This is a genomic window from Streptomyces sp. NPDC034111, assembly GCF_055575375.1.
Genome location: NZ_JBVIST010000005.1, coordinates 183563 through 203703, shown reverse-complemented (window position 1 = coordinate 203703; position 20141 = coordinate 183563). Strand labels below are relative to the sequence as shown.

Genomic DNA, 20141 nt, shown 5'->3' with positions numbered 1-20141 from the left:
GGATACATCAGTACCCCTCGCGCCAGCTTGCGACGTCGCGGCATCTCATCCCTGCGTCGGAGAGGTGCGCCTCGCCGGCCGATATCCTGAGTGCTGTCTCGATCAGGCCGATGTGGCTGAACGCCTGCGGGAAGTTGCCCACCTGGCGCTTGAGCTTGGGGTCCCACTCCTCCGCCAGCAGGCCCAGGTCGTTGCGGAGTGAGAGCAGCTTCTCGAAGAGCTGGCGGGCCTCGTCGACCCGGCCGATCATCGCGAGGTCGTCGGCGAGCCAGAACGAGCAGGCCAGGAACGCGCCCTCCTCGCCCTCCAGGCCGTCCACGCCCACGCCCTCGCCGGCGGTCGGATAGCGCAGTACGAAGCCGTCCTCGGTGGTCAGTTCCCGCTGGATCGCCTCGATGGTGCCGATGACGCGCTTGTCGTCCGGGGGCAGGAAGCCCATCTGGGGGACGAGGAGCAGCGAGGCGTCCAGCTCCTGGGAGCCGTAGGACTGGGTGAAGGTGTTGCGCTCCTTGTCGTAGCCCTTCTCGCAGACGTCCCGGTGGATGGTCTCGCGCAGGTCCTTCCAGCGCTCCAGCGGGCCGTCGACGTCCCCGGACTCGATCAGCTTGACTGTGCGGTCCACCGCGACCCAGGTCATGACCTTGGAGTGCACGAAGTGCCGGCGCGGTCCGCGGACCTCCCAGATGCCCTCGTCCGGCTCGTCCCAGTGCTTCTCCACCCAGCGGATCAGCTTCAACTGCAGGCTGACCGCGTGGTCATCGGGTGACAGGCCGGAGGCGCACGCGACGTGGAGGGCCTCGGTGACCTCGCCGTAGACGTCGAGCTGGAGCTGGCCGGCGGCGCCGTTGCCGACCCGCACCGGGCGTGAATTCTCGTACCCGGGAAGCCAGTTGAGCTCGTTCTCGCCGAGCTCGCGCTCACCGGCGATGCCGTACATGATCTGGAGGTTGTCCGGGTCACCGGCCACCGCCCGCAGCAGCCACTCCCGCCAGGCCCGCGCCTCCTCGCGGTATCCGGTGCGCAGGAGGGAGGAGAGGGTGATCGCGGCGTCCCGGAGCCAGGTGAAGCGGTAGTCCCAGTTACGGACCCCGCCGATGCACTCGGGCAGTGAGGTCGTCGGCGCCGCGACGATCCCGCCGGTCGGCGCGTACGTCAGCGCCTTGAGCGTGATCAGCGAGCGGACCACCGCATCGCGGTAGGGGCCGTGGTACGTGCAGTGCTCGACCCACTCGCGCCAGAACTCCTCGGTGCCCTCCAGCGCCCCTTCCGGTTCCGCCACCGCCGGCGGCTGGTGGTGCGAGGGCTGCCAGCTGATCGTGAACGCGATCCGCTCGCCTGGCGAGACGGTGAACTCGGAGTCCACTGTTCCGTGGTGGGCGGTCGTAATTGCGGGGGTGTCCAGCCACACGGAGTCGGGGCCGGCAACCGCGACGGTCCGGCCGTCGACCGAGTGGACCCAGGGCACCACCTTGCCGTAGGCGAACCGCATCCTCAGCTCCGAGCGCATCGGAACGCGTCCGCTGACGCCCTCCACGATGCGGATCACCTGCGGCGCACCGTCCCGCGGCGGCATGAAGTCGATCACCCGGACCGTGCCGCGTGGTGTGTCCCACTCGGATTCCAACACCAAGCTGTCGCCTCGGTAGCGGCGGCGGTCAGCAGGCCGGGGGCTGGCGCCGGGCCCATGGGCCGGGCCGATGCGCCAGCAGCCGTGTTCCTCGGTGCCCAGCAGCGCCGTGAAGACCGCCGGCGAGTCGAAGCGGGGCAGGCACAGCCAGTCGACCGTGCCGTCCCGGCACACGAGCGCGGCCGTCTGCATATCGCCGATGAGCGCGTAATCCTCAATGGGCATGGACATGGGTTTGTGTCCGATCGTCGTGCGGGAGCGTTCCGCGGGTAGGCACGGCAGCAAGGAACCGCCGGGTGACACGGCCTTTGGTGAACAGGCGGGATTGTTCGTAAGCGGCCTGCGCGGCCTCGCAGTAGGCGCGGGGAGACGCGAGGAGAGCGCGGGCGAGGTTCAGCAGGGCACGAGGCCCGTGTTGCGGTTCGGCCAGCAACGCCCGTTCTCGCTGCGCTGGACCGATGAGGTAGGGCAGATTCCCGCTCCGGTATCCGATGACGGGGACTCCCACTGCCATGGCCTCAAGAGCCACCATCCCCAGTGAGCGGGTGGACGGCGTGATCACGATCGCGGCCCCCGAGAGCCAGGTCGGCACGGCATGCCACGGCAGCCCTCCGGACCAGCTCATGTGCGCTGCCAGATCCACCTGGCGCCGACAGGTCTCCGCCAGGACGACGCCGGCTGGTCCTGACTGCAGGTAGTGCGTTGCCGCCGCGACGCGCATCACGCAGGAGCTGACGGTGGTCTCCTGGTGCCGTGCCGCTCGCAGCAGGCCAACAATGCCGTTGGAGGTGTCACCTACCGCGGTCAGAATGCGGATGTCCCCGGATTGCAGACGGCCCAGCACACTGCCGGGACTCGGTTCGGGCGGTTCGTGGAGGAGGGCGTGAGGGACCACACGCCACGTCGATGTGTCCCAGCCACGTTGGTGCGCCGCGTCGAGGACCGCTGCCGTTGGGGCCAGAACGGCATCGGCCCGTGTCAGCGCTATCGCGTCGCGGTCGTCGGGCAGTCGGTCCACCGCCAGCAACCGGCACACCCCATCGGGGAGGTTCATGCGCAGCCGGCCCAGGCCCCACAGCGCGTCGGTGCACAGCACCGTGTCGATGTTGTGCCGGTCGATCAGCGAGCGCAGCTGACGCTGAAGTCCCCACGCGCCGACGCTGATTGCTTCCCGGAGCGTGTCTGGAGGGCAGGGCAAGCTGACGGGCAAGTCGATCTGCTCAATGACCACGCCCTCAAGCCTGGGGCCGAGCATTGGCGGGGCCGCGGTGACGATCACTGCCCGGTGTCCGGCACCCGCCAACCCGACGGCCAGGGCTGCGGCGGCCTTCACGGAGCCTGAGGCCGCGTTCATCTGCCAGGCCAAACAGACCACCAGCACGCTCCGGCGACCACAAGCGGCCGCCAATCCGCCCTGGCGGGGCCCAGGAAGCACGATCGCGGATTCCTCAGGGCGCTGCGGGGGCTGCCAGGGCCGGCGCAGGTCACGGGTGCGACGGGAGACTGCGCTAGGCATATTCACCAGCGCACCCCGTTCGCCAGCAACTTCAAGGTGCCGCGGGCGCGTTCGGTGACCTCGGGATCACGGACACGGACGCCCCGTACCAGATTGTCGACAGCATCTATCGCGGCCAGGGCCGGCAGCACCCTTCGCTCCGGACCCGTCAGCTCACGCCCATATCCGCTGAAAAACATTCGCCGAAGCCGCGGAGATTGCATCCACGGGCCGACAGCCAGCTGCACGAAATCGTCGACGGCCACCGCAGGCCGCGCCTGCCCGAAATCGAGCAGAGCAGCGCACCCGCTGGGCCCATCCCACAAGAAGTTGGGTTCCCGCACGTCACCATGGACGAATGCCGTAGGGCACGCCTCCAGCTGGGGCAGCTCCCTGACCAGGCGAAGCACCATCTCCTGCTCGTCATGCGAGAGGAGGGCACCGGCCGCAGCTACGCACTGCCCCGCGGATGCCGTCCGTGCACGCACCTCTGCCAGCACATCCACCGAGGCGCGGGGGGCGACCAGCGTGTCATGAAGCTCACGCAGCAGGTAGCCCGCTTGACGGTGCACCCGGATGAGGTCGTTCATATCGAGCACCGCTGGTGCCACCGTCTCACCGGGCACTGCGGTCAGGAGCATCGCCAGCTCGCCGGGATTCGCCGCTTGGAGCCGTGGAGCGCGGCCGGGACCGAGAGCAGGTACCGCGAATCTGTAAGCGTGGACTTCGCGGTCATAGGAGGCTTTCGTCGACGCAATCTTCAGGAAGAACCGGGTGCCGTCCGCACAGATCAGCTCCCACACCTTGGAGTTCGCGCGGCCCCGTGAGGCGTCCAGCACGCCCGTGATGGCGCCGAGCACACACGAGGCCCAATCGAGCACGCAGCCCGGAATGCTCATGAGCTGCTCGGGGCGGGGCATCTTGGTCACGTCGCCCACCCAGTCTCCGTGACACAGCGCCTGGCCGGTGCATGCCAAGCATGTGAGGCGTGCGCGGTAGCGGGGGCACGGAGACCGTGGAGCACGTAGTGGTCGTGCTCAAACACGAGGTCCGCGCGGATCGCGAGGTGACGGCTCATAATGACTCCTCGAAACAGCAGTTCGGACAAGTGGCCCGCATACGAGCCGGAGCGGACGGGGGCGGAGCGAATCCGGACGACGGTCAGGCAGCTGCGGCTCCGGACTGCGGTCTTGAAGCGCGCATCGCATCCATCTGTGCAGCAAGAGCCCAGATGTCGGTGAGAACGTTGCGATCTTGCGGAGGAGCCACAGCCGGAAGGGCCGACACCCACCGCGATGAAAGCGCTGGTCGTTGTACGGGCAGGACAGCTCGCGCCCCTTCACCCCCAGCCGCTCGCCCAGGAAACTCCCCCTGATCTCCGGACCCACGGGTACGTGAAGCCACCTGTGCCACTGGCACAGGAGTACTGGACCGACGGTCGTGCCGACTGGGACGAGAGCTTCAAGGGCTGCCCGCCCCGGCGAAGGCCGGATGGAAAGCACTGCCCAATCACGATCGGGCAGTGGATCCGGGTGGGGCCATTCGTCGAGTTGATGCCACCACGGGTATGTCGTGCTGATTCCAGTGGTCGATGAAGTCGGCGAGAACGTGGTTGAGGGCACGGCACATCACGCATTCGCGCTGGCGAAGCGGCGGATTTCGGCGAAGTTCCAGGGGGCAGCTGCCGCAGTGACGAAGGCGGCGGGACCTTCGTGGAGGTGGGCAAGCACGCCTAGGATCAGTTTGTGGGACACGACGAGGAGGGATCCATGGAGGCGCGCAGTGCGCCGTAGGAAGCAGGCACAGAGAGCCGCACGGATGTGGAGGTCGGCAAGGCTCTCCCCGTCCTCGAAACGGAGGCAGGGGTCGGTGAGTCGGCGGCTTCTCCACGCCTGGTAGCCGGGTGGGTAGGCATCGGGCGTGCGGCCGAGGACGCTGCTCGGAGCGCGCCACTCCGCCAGCAGCGCGGATGTGGCAACGGTCGGCAGACTGGTCAGGTGCGCGATGAGATCGGCGGTCTGACGGGCCCGGGGGATGGGGCTGCTGACGATGCCGGTAATGCCGTCCGGCAGAGGCAGGGCGCGTCGTACTTGGTCATGTCCTTCCTCGGTCAGCACTGCGCTGAACGGCGCATGGTGGCCGGGACGGTGGCCTTCGTAGGCGCCGTGGCGCATGAGCCAGATGTCAGCCAAGGATCCAGCCCCCGTCGATACGAAGGGTCTGGCCGGTGATGAAGCCCGCGTCGTCGGTGGCCAGGAAGGCGACGGCCGCGGCGACGTCCTCTGGGCGGCCCCGGCGCGGGACGCACTGACGGGCCAGCTGCCGTGCGGTCATGGCGACCGGGTCAGGGACGACGGAGTCCTCGGCAGCGACGCGTATGGAACCGGGCGCGACGCAGTTGGCGGTGATTCCGGACGCGCCGAGTTCGCGGGCGAGGGCGCGGGTGAGCCCTTCGAGCCCAGCCTTCGCGCTGATGTAGCCGCTCAGGTCATGCCGGCCTGCTGCGGCGAGGACAGAGCCGATCGTGATGATTCGTCCCCACCCACCGGCGGTCATGCCAGGCGTCAGCTCGTGGGCGAGGAGGTAGTGGCTGGTGAGGTTGGTGTCCAGCGCGTTCTGCCAACTGCTGGGAGTCGTCTCTGCCCACGATATGCGGGGGTACGCGCCGGCGTTGCTGACGAGGACATCGATCGTCTCGAACTGTTCGAGGGCTCGTCGGCAGAGCCGTCCGACAGCTTCGGGGTCGCGGAGGTCGGCCTCCAGAGGCAGTGCAGTGCCCCCGCTTCGAGCGATTCGTTCGACCACGTTGGCGGCGGCTGGCTGGTCGCTGTGGTGGGCGACGATGACGGCGGCGCCCTGCGCGGCGAGGCGCTGGGCGATGGCAGAGCCGATGCCGCCGGTGGCTCCCGTGACGAGGGCCGTGCGTCCGTTCAGAGGGCCGGGCATGGCGACTCCAGCGGGGAGAAGTAGGTGGCGGGATCGAAGGACGGGCTCATGGCCTCCGCCAGCCGGGCCAGGAGCACCAGCCGGTCTCCGGGGGCCAACTCGGCCAGGTTGTAGACGGCGAGGATCCGCATGGCCACGTAGGGGCGGAGCAGGTCGGCCAGGTTCGTGCCGGCCCAAAGCCGCTCGGCGACTGGCAGCACCAGCTGCTCCCAATAGGCGCTGATGGCAGCTTGCCGCGGTGCTGAGAGGTGCCATGCGTAGTCGAGGTGGACCGTGCTCGTGGTGCGGTCCACGGCGGCCCGCAGGATCCGCGGGGTGTTGGCCGGGATGTGATCGAAGGTGGCACGGTGGTCGGCGAAGGCGGCCGGGTTGTAGGTAGGGACCAGCCAGCCACCGAGGGCGGAGGTGTACCACAGGAAGTTCGCGAACTCGCCCGGGATGCTGTTGGGCCCGGCGGTGTCATAGTCGAGCCAGGCCAATGGGTGGGCGAGGTTGACGTCGGTTGGATCGCCCTGGGTGAGAGCCGCCCAGATTGGTTCAGGCGCGGCGAAGCGGTCATGCAGCCAGCGGAGGGTGGCGGCCCAGTCGAGGTGGAGCCGTTGGCCGTTGATGTTCAATGCGTACATGCCGAGGCGGGAGACCGGGATGTCGATGATGCTGGGGGCGACGGGGAAGTCCCGTCTGCGGTAGTAGGCGTCAAGGCGGCCACCGCGGGCCGCACGATCCCAGTACAGCTTGCGCACGACCTGGGCTTGGCCGGTCGGCTGTGCAGTGGTGAGGATGACGTTGCGATAGGCAGCGGTGAGCTGACGCATGTAGGCGTGGAGTTCACCGCTGGGTTCGTGCGCATTGAGGAGGTCGAGCAGGAGTCCGCGGTCAGGACCCATGGGGAGCCGCTCGTACGTGAGAACGTATCCGCCCGGTACCCGTAGGCGGGCGCGGAGGGCGGGTACGCGGTAGTGCTGGGCCAGGCGGGCGTGGCCGCGGATCTCGTCGCGGGCCTCGGCTGGGGTGCGCGTGTACTTCACGAGCAGCTGCTGGTCGAAGCAGTCGATGGGGAGGACCAGGTTGCGGGTAAAACGGCGCAGCGGGCCGATTCTCAGGTGCGTTCGTCCGGTCATCGCCTGCTCCCATCGAGTAGGTCGGCACAGAGCTGGGCGAGCGAGGCCGGAGTGATGGCCTCCATGTGGACGCCGGTATCCGCGGAGATGGCGTCGCGTACGGGGCACAGGTCGCCCTGGTGCATGCGGTCGGAAACGGCAGTGGCGATGGCGTGGTGGTGAGGGTGGCCGCTGCGCCATTTGCTGTGGCTGTGCCGGGCATAGAGCCCGATAACCGGCGGTCCGGCGCCGTCGGGCCTGCGGGCCAGCGCGGCGAGGTGGGTGAGACCGGTGTCGTTGCCGACGACCAGGTCGCAGTGAGGGAACAAGTCGACAAGGTGAAGGGCCGATACCCCGTCAAGGTGCAGGACCTGGACGTAGCGGCCAGGGCTTTCAGCTGCGGCGTGAACACCGCCGTTGTGGCCGCCGATCAGCAGCAGCTGGGCAGGGGCACCTCGCGCGTGGGCGATGCGTTCGGCGACCTCGATGAAGCGTTTCACCGTGTAGTCCTTGCGCTCGGGCCAACTGGTTGCGGTGATGGCGGCGATGGTCAGCCCGCTGAGCCAGCCCGCGTTCCTCAGCTGTTCCACCAGGCTGCTCGACCGGGCGGTGAGCGTGGGGGCAAAGGGAGCAGTGCCGGGCAATCGGACGCCGAGGCGGCGCTCCAGTGCCAGGAAGTGGCGTGCGGGCAGGTCGGGGTGGGCCCGGTCTCCCGCTGACCAACAGGGTGGCGTGGCGGGATCGACCACGACCGTCGCAGCCTCCGCCGCACGAGCCTCAATCCCGGGCCGGTCGCCGATAACAACACGGTGGCTGTTGGGTGGGGCGGCCGGATCCTGGGTGGCCAGGCCGCAGCGGGAGACCAGGTCGGAGTACGGACCGGTTGCGCGGACTATGGGTGCATCGGAGAGCAAGCCGATCCATTCGGCAAGGGCGCGGACGGCAGACAGGCCGAGCAGGGTGTCGCCGAGCTTCCCGTGGAAGGCCACCTCGACTTCGCCGCACCGGTCTAGGCGGTTGGTGAGTTCGACCGAAGCGGGGAGGGGAAGCGGTGCACCGACCGGGAGGTCATCGCGGTCGTATCCAAGCGGCGTGGTGTGGATGGTCGTGGTGGGGATACTGAGAGAGCCAGGGTGGAAATGGATCCCAGCTGAAAGGACCTTCACGTTTCTGCCTCGATCGTGGTGAGGGCGACCAGCGGGAGGCCGAGATCCTCGTTGAGGAGGCGGCGGGCCTGGCGCGTGGTGTCCTCCACGAGGCAGGCGGCAGCCAGCGGGATAGCTCCCGCCTCCCGGAGGGCCCGGGTGAGGTTGGCCAGCGTCTTGCCGGTGGTGACCTCGTCGTCCACCAGGATGATCCGCTGTCCCGGCCTGATGCCGTAGGCGAAGACGTCGGTGCGCATTGCGTGGGGTTCGCTGAAACGGACCGCGCCGTCGAGCGGGAGGTGCAGCTTCCAGGCGATCTTGTAGGGGAGCTGCGCGGCGGCGGCCAAGGACACGGTGGGCAGGATGCCGCCGGCGTCCAGGCCGAGGAGGAAGTCCACGGGACCAAGTTCTTCGGCGACGTGGTGCTGGATGCGCTGCCACAGGCAGGCGCCAGTGGTCGCGAGGGTTTGGGGGTGGACGGGATCCTCGAGGCCGTCCAGGGAATGGATGACGCGTTCACGTCGGCTGGGCGGACTGACATTCAGGCGTTCGACGATGCGGGCGGTGAAGGCCGGTGCGGCCAGAGTTTCGGGCATGGCGAAATTCCTGTGGGCGAGGTGGAAGAAGGAAGGAGCTGGCAGGCGGTGGCTCGTCAGGCCGCGAGCTGGACGGCGTACCAGGTCAGAAGCTGATCGACTGCCGTGATGACGGCCCCCAGGGCCTGCTCGCTGCGGCCATCGCGCCAGGCGGCGGAGATCTCTGCCAGGGTCGGCAGGGAGAAGCCGGGCAGCTCGGGCAGCCGGGAGGCAGCGGTGAGGATGCGGTCGGGACCGTTCTCCCACTGGTTGTGCTCGCGGAGGAGGAGACGGCAGGCCAGCACGAGGTGCTTGTACAGCTGCCGCAGCGTATCGGGGCCGGCGTCGGTGCGCAGGCGCCGCATGGTGAGCATCACCTGGGGGAGTTCGCGGACAGCGGCCAGAGCGAGTTCGTCCTGCGTGATGGCCGGCAGCTCCAGATCGGGTGCATGGTGAAGAACGGGTTGTCCCTGCTGAAGCTGGTACAGCGCGAAGGCCAGGCGCGGGGTGAGCCGCCGCGCGGTCAACTCGCCGGGGGTGACGAGAGTGAGTCCGAGAACAGCCGCATCGCCCAGTGCAGCCTGGTAGCGCTCCAGGGCTTCGGAGATCCTGCTGGTGACGTCGTGTTCGGCGACCACCAGCAGGTCCAGATCCGACCAGCCGGCGATCCAGGCTCCCTCGCCCGGACTCCCGGTCAGGGCCACCAGCTGCGCGGCCGGGCCGTTGGCGCGAAGGGCGTCGACGAAGTCGGACGTGGCCGACGCCACCGGCGCGGACAGACCCAGGCCGTACGGGGTGGCGATGCGAAGCCCGCCCGGGCCTGCGGGAGCGGCTATCCGCCGGAGTCGGGCACGCAGCGCGGCGATGCTTCCGGAGTTGTCGATCACATGGTCGGCGAGGGCGGCAACCTGGTGGGCGCCGCGGCTCATCTTGATCTCATCTTTGGCGGCGACGGCCTGGGCCGGCATTCCGGATCGCGACACCCGCACGGCGAACGAGGCGTCCAGATAGACGATCTGCAGCCGGTCGCCCATGAGCTGCTTGAGCTCGGCGATCGAAGCGTTGTCATGGACGGACTCGACGGTGAACAGTGGCGTGTCCACGTGCGCGTCCGCGAAGCGGTTCAGCTCGCCCAGGAGCATCTCGGCCTGGCGTCGCGCGGACAGCGCGTAGGGGTCCGAGAGGCCCTGACGGTGAGCCGCCTGGCGTAGGAGATAGCCGATCTTCAGGCGCTGGGCTCCGCAGGTTTGCCGGACGAACTCGGCGCTGGTGCTTTTGCCGCACTCGCTGAGGCCACCGAACGCAATTACCCTGCCAAGGTGACGGCTGGGCTTGATGTCGGCCACCTCGGAGTCGTCGCGACCGTAGAGCTTGTAGCGCGCCGGCGCGGGAAGGCGCTTGCGACCGCATATGACGTCGGCGACGAGCGCGTCGAGAGCGGCGGACAACTCCTCGCGCTGCTGGAGGAGCGCAGGAACGCGGCGCCGGGCCAGTTCATCACGCACCGAGACGCGCTCGCTGTGCCAGATCCGCAGGGTCAGTACCGACAGCCGGTCCACGACGGAAGCGAGCGTCTCGGTATGTAGCGGCGCTTCAGCGCGGCCTTCGTCCGCCAACGTCCCGAGGACTTCGTCTGCCCGTTCTGCCAGAGCATTGCGCTCGGCGTTGAGCTGGTCGATTTCGCGCTTGCAGTCGGCGACCTGCACGGCGGTCAGGCGCGCATCGCGCACCCGGTCCTCGGCGTCCCACAGGTTGGCATTGACGGTGTGGAGTCGGGTCACCGCGTCGTCGAGACGCCGCAAGTCCTTCTCCGACAACGTAGCGGTCGCCCGGGAAAGCCCCGGCGGAAGGACCAGGGGTGGGGAGTTCTGGGTCATCGGGGGCCCCTGCCTTTCAAAGAGGTCACTGGCAGGTGGGCGCTGACACAGCCGAGCACTGCGGTATAGACGTCGTCTGTGGAGCGGTCCTGGCAGTCCACGACCGCCGTGTATACGTCGTTGTCTGCTTGGCGGAGCAGTGCGGCGTGCAGCGCCCGTTGATACTCGGGGTAAATCCCGGTCCAGGGACGGCCTTCGCGGGCGCTAGTGATCGCATAGCTGCGGTCGGGATCACGCGATGGCAGGAGGAGAACGGAGGTTTCCGCTGGGGTAGGCCGCGCTCCGGCGATGCCAGCCACGGCGTCCAGTGCCTCCTGTACCGCCAGACGGTCCTTGACCACGCAGGTTGCGGCCGCCACGGCCAGGAGCATCGGAAGGCCCCGGTCAAGCAGTCCCGTCCGGCCGGTCTGGCGAGCAGCGGCCCTCTTGGCGTGGCCGGCCAGCAGCATCGTGGTCAGCTCCAGCGTCGTGGACGTCTCGAACCACCACGTGGCGTAGCCATTGGCCGCCACCCTGGCCCACGGCCCCGGGTCGTGCTCGTGGATTGCGCCCAGCGGCTGGAAGCCACTCCAGCTATCGGCCAGTTGCCGCAGCTGGGTCGTCTTGCCGACGTTGTCAGGCCCATTGAGGCTGACGAAGTTCGGAACGCTCTGCATCGGCCCTCACACCTTGCGGATCGGGGTGTCGAGGACAGAGGCGATCGCATCGGCGTTGGCGGAAATGAACTCGGACAGCTCCGGCGGCATGAGATTCAGTCCGCGAACGGCCTCGGCAGTAAACGGAACCCGGACCACCTCGTATCCGCCTCGTTCCGGCTTGGAGAACTCCGTCCCCGTTCGGGCAGAAAGGTCCATGGACGCCAGACGGGCCGCGAAGATGTGCTGGACGCCGACGCCACCGCCCTCCAACTCGTCGGTAATCAGGTGGATGAGTTCGGCGCGCTCCAGCATGCCGCCGAGTTCCTCGAACACCTCGCGGTGCAGGGCGTCCTCGATGGTCGGGTCTTCGTCCTCGATCCCGCCGCCGACCGACACCCAGTACGGCTCCCTGCCCGGCTTGGTGCGCTTGATCAGGATCAGCTCATCGCCATCGAGGAGGATTGCCCGAGCGTTCCGCTTGACGATCTGGGCCATGCCGATTACTCCTTCGAGTATTGGTACTTGGGCAAGCGGCCCCCTGAACAGGTGGAATCTTGTGAGGGGTTGCTCTCCGCCTGGTGCTCCAGCATGGAGCACTCCGGGACCGGAGCGGGATGCACAACTGCTGCACCAACGCCGTACCAACGCTGAACACCGCTCGCTACTCTGTGCGTTCGGCGCTGACACCCGGACAACGGACAGGGGGGACCGGCAGTGGTCATGGTGCAGCGATGGTCCGGACGCGAGGCCCGGATGCTTCGTGAGGCCAAGCGGATGAGCGTCCGTGACTTCGCCGAATACCTAGGAGTCAGCCCCCGTGGCGTCTCGAAGTGGGAGGCCGGCGGAGAGCTCTACTTCCCACGCTCGGCCTCGCAGGCCGTTCTCGATACTGCCCTCGCACGCGCCTCAGGCGAGGAGAAAGCACGGTTCGCGGAAGCCCTCGGCGGACCCGCCCAGAGGCCGTCAGCCGATTCGGGAATTCGGGTCGATTCCCACAAATTCCTGCCTGTTTTCATCGGTATCGACCATGCTCATCAGCTGCGCGGCCACATAACGGGGGATGCGGCAGCTGGCTGGCTGGAGTCGTCCTCTACGCACGTGGCGCACCCGGAAGCACCGACGTGCACCCTCCACGTGTTCGCCTGCGGTGTCGCCGTGTTCCATCTGATCCAGCCCCGGGAACCAGCCACTCTCACCGAACTGGCTGTGTGGCGCTACCGTTCCTACGCCTCCGACCTGACGTGGGCGAGGGCGACGATCCAGGAACTGCTGGATGCGGATCACTCCCGCGGGCCGAGCCCGCAGTACGTCCTCTCCCTCTACTGGCTCGCCTCCAGCCCATGGACCGGCAGGGAGTACGACACCGCTCTGCGCCTGCTGTCCACTCCATCGGTGCTCGTCGATCGTGGGGCGCCAGACGGCCCCGCACCCTTGGAGGGCTCGGTGGAAGAGAAGCTCCTGGCCACGGGATTCGACCATCCCGACATCGTCTCCTTCGGCGTACGCGGCGTCTCCACCGGATACGCGGGCTGGTCCGGAGTCTCCTACGCGTCCATTTCAGAGGAACGCAGCCTCACCGTCGATGAGCTGGTCGATTGTGAACTGACCGTCCAAGCCCTGTGGTGTTTCACTCATCAGGTTCAGCAACTGGTCGAGGACGGGCAGGATCCATCCATGCCCGAACGCTACGGCTGGCGCTTCCTGCGAGCCGCTTATTCCCGGCTCAGCACGGCACGCGCTCAGGAGACCGCGCAGCACTGCCTCATGCGGGAGGCCATCATGAACACCAGCGGCCTGGCCGAACGGCTTCGCGCCGCACAGGACGCGCTACGCGAAAGCGCCGGCTGAGAAGGCAAGGAGGCCACACATGGACCCCAGCAGTACAGCGCTGGTGGTGATTGACCTGCAGAACGGCTTCGTGAACCACCACAGCCGGCATGTCGTCCCCGCCATCCGCGACCTGGTGAACCGCTGGGCCGACGCAGACAGGCCGGTAATCTTCACCCGCTACTTCAACCACCCTGGAAGCCCGTACGAACGGTTCTTCCAGTGGAGTCGACTCCAGGGTGCCCCTGAGACCGATATCGTTCAAGAGCTTGCCGACCAAGCCGCCGGCGCGTACGCGATCATCGACAAGACCGCCTACACGCTGTTCACACCGGAAGCTACTGAACTGATCCGGACAGCAGGCTGGACCGACCTGGTGTTCTGCGGCGTGGCCACCGAAAGCTGCGTCCTGAAGTCTGCCGCGGACGCTTTCGAACACGGCTACGCGCCCAAGATCGTCACCGATGCCTGCGCAAGCGACGCCGGCCCGGAAACGCATGAAGCAGGTTTGCTCGTGGCACGCCGCCTCATCGGACCACGACAACTGATCACCAGCGACGACGTGATGAGAGAACTCTCAGCGCCTTGTAGTGCCGTGGTGCTGGAATAGCCCTATGGCTGCTACATCATCCCGTACCAGCGACACTGACTTGATCATTATCGGCGGAGGCCCAGCTGGCTGCGCCGCTGCTCGCATGGCCGCGAGCGTGGGCATGCACTCATTGCTCATCGAACCGGATGGCTTGTGCCGCAATCTCTACCGGATCACGGCGCTGAACAACGTCCTCGGCGGCTACATTAGCGGCCCTGAACTTGCCGACTCCATCACAGCGGACCTGAAGAGCACCGACCGGTGCCGCATCGAACTCGGTCACCGTGCCACCGAGATACGCGCGTTCGATGATCACGTCGCCGTCACCCTGGAGGCCGGCGACCGTCTGACCGCTCCACACGCAGTCCTGGCCACCGGTGTGGGAGCCCTCCAACCTCACGACGTCGCTTGGATCACGGTCCCGCCGAACTTCACCCTGCCGCCACTGTGGCAGGCAGAACCAAATGACTCCCAGGGCCGCACCCTGCTCGTCCTCGGGGGTGATCGCCCTATCGGTACCTTCCTGCGCGCTCACCCGGACATTGACACTCGTCTACTCGTGGCGTATCCAACAAGCGATGAATACAAAGTCGAGGAGATTCGCGACGACCCTCGTGTGACCCTCCTGCGCATCGATCACCTGATTCTGCGGCCGTCACAAGGGCCTGTGATCACGGCTGAGGCGCTCGCCCAAGAGGGGGAACGGAACACCGTCGTCGCCGACGCCGCGTTCCTCAGCATCGGCAGCGCTCCGATCGCCCCTCCAGGCGATCTCATCCGTGACGCCGCAGGCTACTGCCCGCCCTCTGACCAGCACCCCCGCATCATCATCGCTGGCGACCTGCGTTCGTCCCAATTCCAGCGGATCATGACAGCCATGGGCTCTGGTAGCGAAGCTGCCTTGCGTGCCTACTACGCCACTCGAAATACGTGATGCCCTGGAGTCGAGGCGAATTGTGCCCGCAAACTCGGGTATAGGGCGATGTGGCGTAATGGCCGCACGGTTGGATGCATGTCACCGCCTACGCCACACCTCTTCTTCAATCTGCTGTGTCACATTAGGCCAGGTCGTAGAGAGTGGCGCCACGGTCGTCCAGAAGGCGTGGAAGGACCGGGTCAGTGCGCTGAAGCCGAATGGCGAAATGGCAGGGGAGATATCTCGCATACCGCAGGATACGAGGACCGACATGACGTACACGCCACCGCTCTGGCCCGTCTCCGTGAAGGGCGTCGTGCTCGACGCATGGGATCGCGTACTACTGCTCAAGAACGAGCGGGACGAGTGGGAACTGCCTGGCGGTCGCCTGGAGGTCGGCAGCGCGGATGGCGCCGTACCGACGGATGCAAGCCCCGAGGCAGCACTGGAGCGGGAGATCCAGGAGGAGACCGGCTGGGAGGTCAAGGCGGGCCCGCTGATCGACGGAGGGACGTGGATCTACGAGCCCATCCCAGGGCGGAGAGTGCTGATTGTTACCTACGGCTGCACGGTACTGACCCCCGATCGGCCGCCGGTCATCAGCCATGAGCACAAGCAACTCGGAATGTTCACCGCCGATGAGGTGCCGGTTCTGAACATGCCCGACGGCTACAAGCAGGCAGTGACCGGCTGGTATGGCGTCGGCCAGTCGGCCCTTCACCGCGGCTTCGAACTCCGTTCGAGCGGTACGACCAGAGCTTCCACGCCGTCTGGAACACAGCGCGCCCCTGCGCGCCCGAGAGTCAGGAGCATCACCACAGTGGGCAGGACTGAGTACTACTACGACCCCAAGGCCCCCAAGGCCAACACACTGATCCCCGCCAGCAACCTGCTCGTCGTCAACACCGACGGCGAGATCCTGCTCCAGCGCCGCCGCGACACCGGCCAGTGGGCCCTGCCCGGAGGCGCCCAGGACATCGGCGAGAGCCCCGCCCAGTGCGCCGTGCGCGAGTGCGAGGAAGAGACCGGCATCATCGCCGAGGTCACCGGTCTACTCGGCGTCTACTCGAACCCGGAGCACATCGTCGCGTACACCGACGGCGAGATCCGCCAGCAGTTCGAGGTCGCCTACATCGGCCGCCCCGTCGGCGGCACACCAACGATCAACGACGAAGCCGACGGCGTGCGTTGGGTGCACCCGGACGACCTGGACACCCTAGACATCCACCCGAGCATGCATGAACAGATCGGCCATTACCTCGCCGGCACCTACCCGTACCTGGGGTAGCCCCTCAGAGCTTCACCCCCGCCTCGTCCGCCGCCGCACCCACCCGCTCCACACTGAGATGGATCTCCGGTGCGGCCCGGCGGATGAACCGCCCGACGACACTGTCCGCACCGTAGCGGCCCACGATGTCGCCGACTCTCTCCTCCGACGTCGTCCGCTCCCCCTCTGGCGTGGTGGTCATGTCGCAGTACACCAACGCGTCCACAAGCAGCCGGTCCTCAGGCAAGGGAAACTCGTCGGCCAACTCCGTACGGAGACCCCGTTCCTCGGCTTCCAAGAGAGCGAAGGAGTGGTTCGCCACCAGCCGTACGACGCGTGCATCCGCAGCTTCGACCCTACGGAGATGCCGCGCGCCGTCAAGCGGATGGAAGCCGGTAACAACGAGCGGCGGTGCATACCCGATGTCGTGCAACATGGCGGCTGCCTCCAACACCATGCCCTGAGTTCCCACGAGCGGCGCGAGCCGCCGGGCACAGGCCGCCACGCCCTGGGTGTGCTTCCACCTCCGAGGGAGGCTGTTGCGAAGAAGGACTTCCGCCAGCTCGTATGCCCACCCGACTGCCGTCACGCCTTGAGGATACGACCGTGATGGCGCCGATGCACACGGCTGCCTCGTGGGGTGGCCGTGACTGGTACAAGGATCAGTCGTACAGGCGTCCCAGCAGGGCGCCCTGGCCGGACTGCAAGATGTGAGCGGCCTCCAGCGGGATCCAGAAGCACTCGAAGTGCGTGGGCTCCTGCTCCCCGTCGTGGTCCTCCTGGCTCATCCACCGCTCCGGGCTGGGCTCGGTCAGCTCCAGGTGGAAGACGTGACGGTGCTGAAGTTCGAACCGGTACGGGCTGATGTCGTACTCGGTCTCGCCGAGCTTCCTCACGATCTTGAAGTCCTTCAGGCCGGTCTCTTCACGGGCCTCGCGAAGCGCCGCCGACTCCGGCGTCTCGCCCTCGCGGATGCTGCCAGCCGGGACCTGGATGCCGACCTCCTCGTAGCTGTACTCGGTGTGCCGGAACACCAGCAGCTTTCCGTCGCGTACGACGTAACACAGCACCTTGTCCTTGGTGACCTTCTCGGGCACGGGAACACCTTCTTCATTCGTCGGAACCGGTCGCGCACCCGGCAGCTTCCTTCGCCAGGGTCAACGGCGACGTGCACTCTGGCGAAGGAAGCCGGTGATCCCGAGTGGCCTCGACCACCCACCAGCGGGGGCGAATCAGGCATCGGTGCCGCAGCGCGCGCCCTGAATCCGGCCGCTGTAGCCCGAGGCGCTCGCTGACGGTCGGGGTCAGGGTCCTTCAAGCGTGTTGCGGAGGTGGGCGGCAGCCCTGGGGAGAGGTACCCGAGTCTGGTCACCGGATTGCATGTCCCGGAGTGTGACCTCCCCGGCGGCTTGTTCGTCGGGGCCGTACAGAACGGTGATTCGGGCGTTCTGTTCGTTGGCCCACTTGAGTTGCTTGGCAAGTTTCGTTGAAGTGCCCAGGTAGGTGCCCACGCGCAGGCCCTCATCGCGGAGTTCGGCGGCCAGGCGCATGAGGTCCTCTTCGCCGCCGAGCACTGTCAAAGCTACGTCGAGGCCACGTGGCTCCGTGAGCTGGGCGCCCTGGATGGCAAGGATGCGCTCGACGCCGATGGATCCGCCGCAAGCGGGGCGGTCAGGGCCCCCCAGGGAAGCAACGAGTTGGTCGTACCGTCCCCCGGCAGCAATCGAGCCCGGGTATCCGGCAGCCTCCACCTCGTAAATGACGCCTGTGTAGTAGTCGAGGCCGCGCACCATGCGGGGGGCGTAGGCAATGTGCTCGCTCGCGAGGCCGGCGCTGGTGGTCAGCTCGATGAGCCGGTCGACCTCGGCGAGCCCGGCCTTGCCCTCTTCCGTTGTGTCCAGTCGCTCCCGGACACGGTCTGGGGTATCGGCGGCAACGTCACCCACCAGGGCCTCGGCAACCTCAGGCGTGAGGCCCCGGTCCACGGTGAGTTCCTTGGCGACGGCCTCGGCACCGATCTTGTCGAGCTTGTCGAGCGTACCGAGGACGCCAGGGCCGCCGGCCGGGTCGATGCCGTAGACATCCAGCAGGGCGTAGAGCGCCTTGCGGCTGTTCACCATGAACGTGAACTCGTGCACGCCCAAGCCGTAGAGGCCCTTGGCGAGCGCCAGCACAATCTCGGCGTCGGCGAGCGGCGAGTGTGAACCGACCGTGTCAATGTCGCACTGGACGAACTCGCGGAAGCGCCCTTCCTGCGGGCGGTCGGCACGCCACACCGGGCCGATGGCGTACCGCTTGTAGGGGGTGGGCAGCTTCGCGCCGTGCGTGCCGATGACGCGAGCCAGCGGCACCGTGTGGTCGTAGCGCAGCGCGAGGTCGGCCTGCCCCGATGCCTCATGCACACCGCGCTTGAGGATCTTGAAAATCAGTTTCGACGCCTCTTCGCCGTACTTACCGGTGATGACGTCCAGATTTTCGAAGGCCGGCGTCTCCAGGGGGTCGAACCCGAAGCTTTCGAAAATCTGGGAGAGCGTGTTGAACGCTGCCCTCCGGCGACGTACCTCATCGGCCAGGAGGTCCCTGGTACCCGACGGCGTCTGAGCGGCCTGCCCCATGCTGGTGGTTCTCCCGGTGTCTGGCGAGTTGCGGCATCTGGGTCAGCCTGTATCCTACTGCGCTTGATCCGTCACTGGCTGCCACTGCGGGAAGTACCGATTCAGCAGCTCCAGCAGCTTCTTCTGCTCGTCTGCGTCTCCGTACCCGGTGTGCAGCAGTGGCGTCCCCATGACCGGAGTCAGCTCCTGCCACCCGTCGAGTTCGTCCATGAGCTGTGCCGTGCCGGTCATCAGTGACATCGACATCTGGGGGACGAGCGCGTCCAGGCAGTGAGCCATGTAGTAGATCGAAGAACGTCGTACAGCTGAGGAATCCACGCGCTCGCTGTAATTGACCTCGCTGTAGTGCGGGTAGCACGCGTCCAGCATGTTCTTCGGCACGTCCCAGACTGGCATCAGCACGTCCGTCGAACCGGTCCGGCGCTTCGGGAACGGCATGGGGCGACGCCCGTTCACGAGGCAGAACAGCAGCTCCGCCATGACGTCTTCGCGGTTGTAGCCGACGAGAAGCCGTGACCCGTTGACCTCCTCGCAGACCGCGCGGCCGGCAAGGTTGATGAAGAACGTTCCGAAGAAGTGGGCCAGATCAGCGGTGTAGCGGTCGGAGAGCTCCTCCCAAAGGCGCTCGGGGGACTCACTCATCCCCAGGAGCTGGACCATGTCCTTGGGGTACAGGACACGGTGCTCGAATCCCGCGTCGGAGCACAGCTCTCGGGCTCGGTCGGCCGCGGACTCGGGCCAGATCGGGGGCATGACCAGGGTGAAGCAGGTGATCTTGGAAGCATCCAGATTCTGCGTGCTCGCATATCGGCGCATGCCTTGCACCAGGGTGTTGCTGTCGCCGCCACCTGAGATGCCGGCGACCAGCGGGAGGGAGGCGTCCTGCCGGGTCAGGAAGTCTGAGATCTTCCCGAAGACGATGTCGCGCATGCCCTCGGCATCAACCAAGTGGACCCGGTGCGTCGGGTTCTTGGCCTCGTCCGCCCACTGGAAGTCGAACATCGCGGCAACCGCATCTTGGCTGTGATGCACCGTCTCCATCTCGTTGGGGCGCAGTGCGTCGATGTCCGTGTTGCGTATGCACTGCAGGATGACGTTGCGCCCCTCGGGGATCTCGCTGAGGGCCAGGGACATGGGTACGGCCTTTAAGGTGCCGTCGCCGGGTGCTTCATACGCTTGGAACAGCGACGGGGGGAAGCGGTTTGCCAGGAGAAGCTCCCCGAGCGTCAGTTTGTCCATGGGCTTGGGCTGCCGCACCCCAGCCGAAAACAGAAGCGTGACGTTTCCCCAGCTACTCACCGCGTACTCCATTCCCTGGCCCTCACCATTGACGTGCTCAGTTCCTGCTTAGATGTGCGCTGTCAGCGCAGGAACAGCCAGCACCTCTTCGACCCGCGCGCTGGTCATCCGGTCCATGCCGGCCTCGGGGAGAGTGCGCGTCATGATCTGTGCCAGATCATGTACTTCGGTGCGACCTTCCTGAACCTCTGTGGTCTCGATGGCCGTCAACTGATGGGGCAT

General features: G+C 67.0%; 20 protein-coding genes and 1 pseudogene. 5 read left to right on the top strand and 16 right to left on the bottom strand.

Going from position 1 to position 20141, the window contains the following annotated elements:
• Positions 1–7 precede the first annotated feature (7 nt).
• The 11 genes from ACZ55A_RS15405 to ACZ55A_RS15355 form a co-directional block, all read right to left on the bottom strand.
• Positions 8–1858, bottom strand: coding sequence for a glycoside hydrolase family 15 protein (locus tag ACZ55A_RS15405; protein ID WP_468839606.1), 1851 nt, complete (start codon positions 1856–1858; stop codon positions 8–10).
• Positions 1842–2993, bottom strand: coding sequence for a glycosyltransferase (locus ACZ55A_RS15400; RefSeq protein ID WP_468839603.1), 1152 nt, complete (start codon positions 2991–2993; stop codon positions 1842–1844). Before ACZ55A_RS15400 ends, ACZ55A_RS15405 begins: the two co-directional genes overlap by 17 nt.
• A gap of 152 nt (positions 2994–3145) precedes the next feature.
• Entirely contained in the window at positions 3146–4060 is a 915-nt protein-coding gene (locus ACZ55A_RS15395; protein WP_468839600.1) for an aminoglycoside phosphotransferase family protein, read from the bottom strand.
• Between the two features lie 690 nt (positions 4061–4750).
• Positions 4751–5314, bottom strand: a complete 564-nt coding sequence (locus ACZ55A_RS15390) for a histidine phosphatase family protein (protein WP_468839597.1) — start codon at positions 5312–5314, stop codon at positions 4751–4753.
• The gene (locus ACZ55A_RS15385; RefSeq protein ID WP_468839595.1) at positions 5307–6068 is read right to left on the bottom strand and encodes an SDR family NAD(P)-dependent oxidoreductase; all 762 of its coding nucleotides are present in this window, start codon (positions 6066–6068) and stop codon (positions 5307–5309) included. The genes ACZ55A_RS15390 and ACZ55A_RS15385 overlap by 8 nt, the downstream gene beginning before the upstream one ends.
• Positions 6053–7189 (bottom strand): hypothetical protein, encoded by a 1137-nt coding sequence (locus ACZ55A_RS15380; RefSeq protein ID WP_468839592.1) that lies wholly within the window; start codon positions 7187–7189, stop codon positions 6053–6055. The genes ACZ55A_RS15385 and ACZ55A_RS15380 overlap by 16 nt, the downstream gene beginning before the upstream one ends.
• On the bottom strand, positions 7186–8334 hold the full coding sequence (locus tag ACZ55A_RS15375) for a glycosyltransferase family 9 protein (RefSeq protein WP_468839589.1): 1149 nt from the start codon (positions 8332–8334) through the stop codon (positions 7186–7188). The genes ACZ55A_RS15380 and ACZ55A_RS15375 overlap by 4 nt, the downstream gene beginning before the upstream one ends.
• A complete protein-coding gene (locus ACZ55A_RS15370) occupies positions 8331–8909 on the bottom strand; it encodes a phosphoribosyltransferase domain-containing protein (RefSeq protein WP_468839586.1) in 579 nt (192 codons plus the stop codon). Before ACZ55A_RS15370 ends, ACZ55A_RS15375 begins: the two co-directional genes overlap by 4 nt.
• Positions 8910–8965: 56 nt before the next feature.
• Complete coding sequence (locus ACZ55A_RS15365; RefSeq protein ID WP_468839583.1) at positions 8966–10765, bottom strand: DUF4254 domain-containing protein; 1800 nt, start codon at positions 10763–10765, stop codon at positions 8966–8968.
• A complete protein-coding gene (locus ACZ55A_RS15360; RefSeq protein ID WP_468839580.1) occupies positions 10762–11421 on the bottom strand; it encodes a hypothetical protein in 660 nt (219 codons plus the stop codon). Before ACZ55A_RS15360 ends, ACZ55A_RS15365 begins: the two co-directional genes overlap by 4 nt.
• 6 nt (positions 11422–11427) lie before the next feature.
• Positions 11428–11898, bottom strand: coding sequence for an NUDIX hydrolase (locus tag ACZ55A_RS15355; RefSeq protein WP_468839577.1), 471 nt, complete (start codon positions 11896–11898; stop codon positions 11428–11430).
• Between the two features lie 225 nt (positions 11899–12123).
• On the opposite strand from ACZ55A_RS15355, the gene ACZ55A_RS15350 reads away from it, so the two are divergent.
• The 5 genes and pseudogenes from ACZ55A_RS15350 (at position 12124) to ACZ55A_RS15330 (ending at position 16026) form a co-directional block, all read left to right on the top strand.
• Positions 12124–13251: a helix-turn-helix domain-containing protein gene (locus ACZ55A_RS15350; protein ID WP_468840118.1), complete on the top strand. Its 1128-nt coding sequence runs from the start codon at positions 12124–12126 to the stop codon at positions 13249–13251.
• 19 nt (positions 13252–13270) lie between these two features.
• Positions 13271–13840: a cysteine hydrolase family protein gene (locus ACZ55A_RS15345; RefSeq protein ID WP_397881634.1), complete on the top strand. Its 570-nt coding sequence runs from the start codon at positions 13271–13273 to the stop codon at positions 13838–13840.
• Positions 13841–13844: 4 nt separating this feature from the next.
• Positions 13845–14756, top strand: a complete 912-nt coding sequence (locus ACZ55A_RS15340; protein ID WP_468839574.1) for an FAD-dependent oxidoreductase — start codon at positions 13845–13847, stop codon at positions 14754–14756.
• A gap of 58 nt (positions 14757–14814) precedes the next feature.
• A pseudogene (locus ACZ55A_RS15335) lies at positions 14815–15390 on the top strand (NUDIX hydrolase); the annotation flags it as partial.
• A gap of 168 nt (positions 15391–15558) precedes the next feature.
• The gene (locus ACZ55A_RS15330) at positions 15559–16026 is read left to right on the top strand and encodes an NUDIX hydrolase (protein WP_468840115.1); all 468 of its coding nucleotides are present in this window, start codon (positions 15559–15561) and stop codon (positions 16024–16026) included.
• Between the two features lie 4 nt (positions 16027–16030).
• On the opposite strand, the gene ACZ55A_RS15325 is transcribed toward ACZ55A_RS15330, so the two are convergent.
• The 5 genes from ACZ55A_RS15325 to ACZ55A_RS15305 all read right to left on the bottom strand — a co-directional run bounded on the left by ACZ55A_RS15325 (position 16031) and on the right by ACZ55A_RS15305 (position 20141).
• Positions 16031–16594: an HD domain-containing protein gene (locus ACZ55A_RS15325; RefSeq protein ID WP_468839571.1), complete on the bottom strand. Its 564-nt coding sequence runs from the start codon at positions 16592–16594 to the stop codon at positions 16031–16033.
• Positions 16595–16667: 73 nt separating this feature from the next.
• Positions 16668–17102, bottom strand: a complete 435-nt coding sequence (locus ACZ55A_RS15320) for an NUDIX hydrolase (protein WP_468839568.1) — start codon at positions 17100–17102, stop codon at positions 16668–16670.
• Positions 17103–17309: 207 nt separating this feature from the next.
• Positions 17310–18620 carry a histidine--tRNA ligase gene (gene hisS, locus ACZ55A_RS15315; RefSeq protein WP_397881629.1) on the bottom strand — a complete coding sequence of 437 codons (1311 nt, stop codon included), beginning with the start codon at positions 18618–18620 and terminating at the stop codon, positions 17310–17312.
• Positions 18621–18674: 54 nt separating this feature from the next.
• On the bottom strand, positions 18675–19931 hold the full coding sequence (locus ACZ55A_RS15310; protein WP_468839566.1) for a tRNA lysidine(34) synthetase: 1257 nt from the start codon (positions 19929–19931) through the stop codon (positions 18675–18677).
• Positions 19932–19967: 36 nt separating this feature from the next.
• Complete coding sequence (locus ACZ55A_RS15305; protein WP_468839563.1) at positions 19968–20141, bottom strand: hypothetical protein; 174 nt, start codon at positions 20139–20141, stop codon at positions 19968–19970.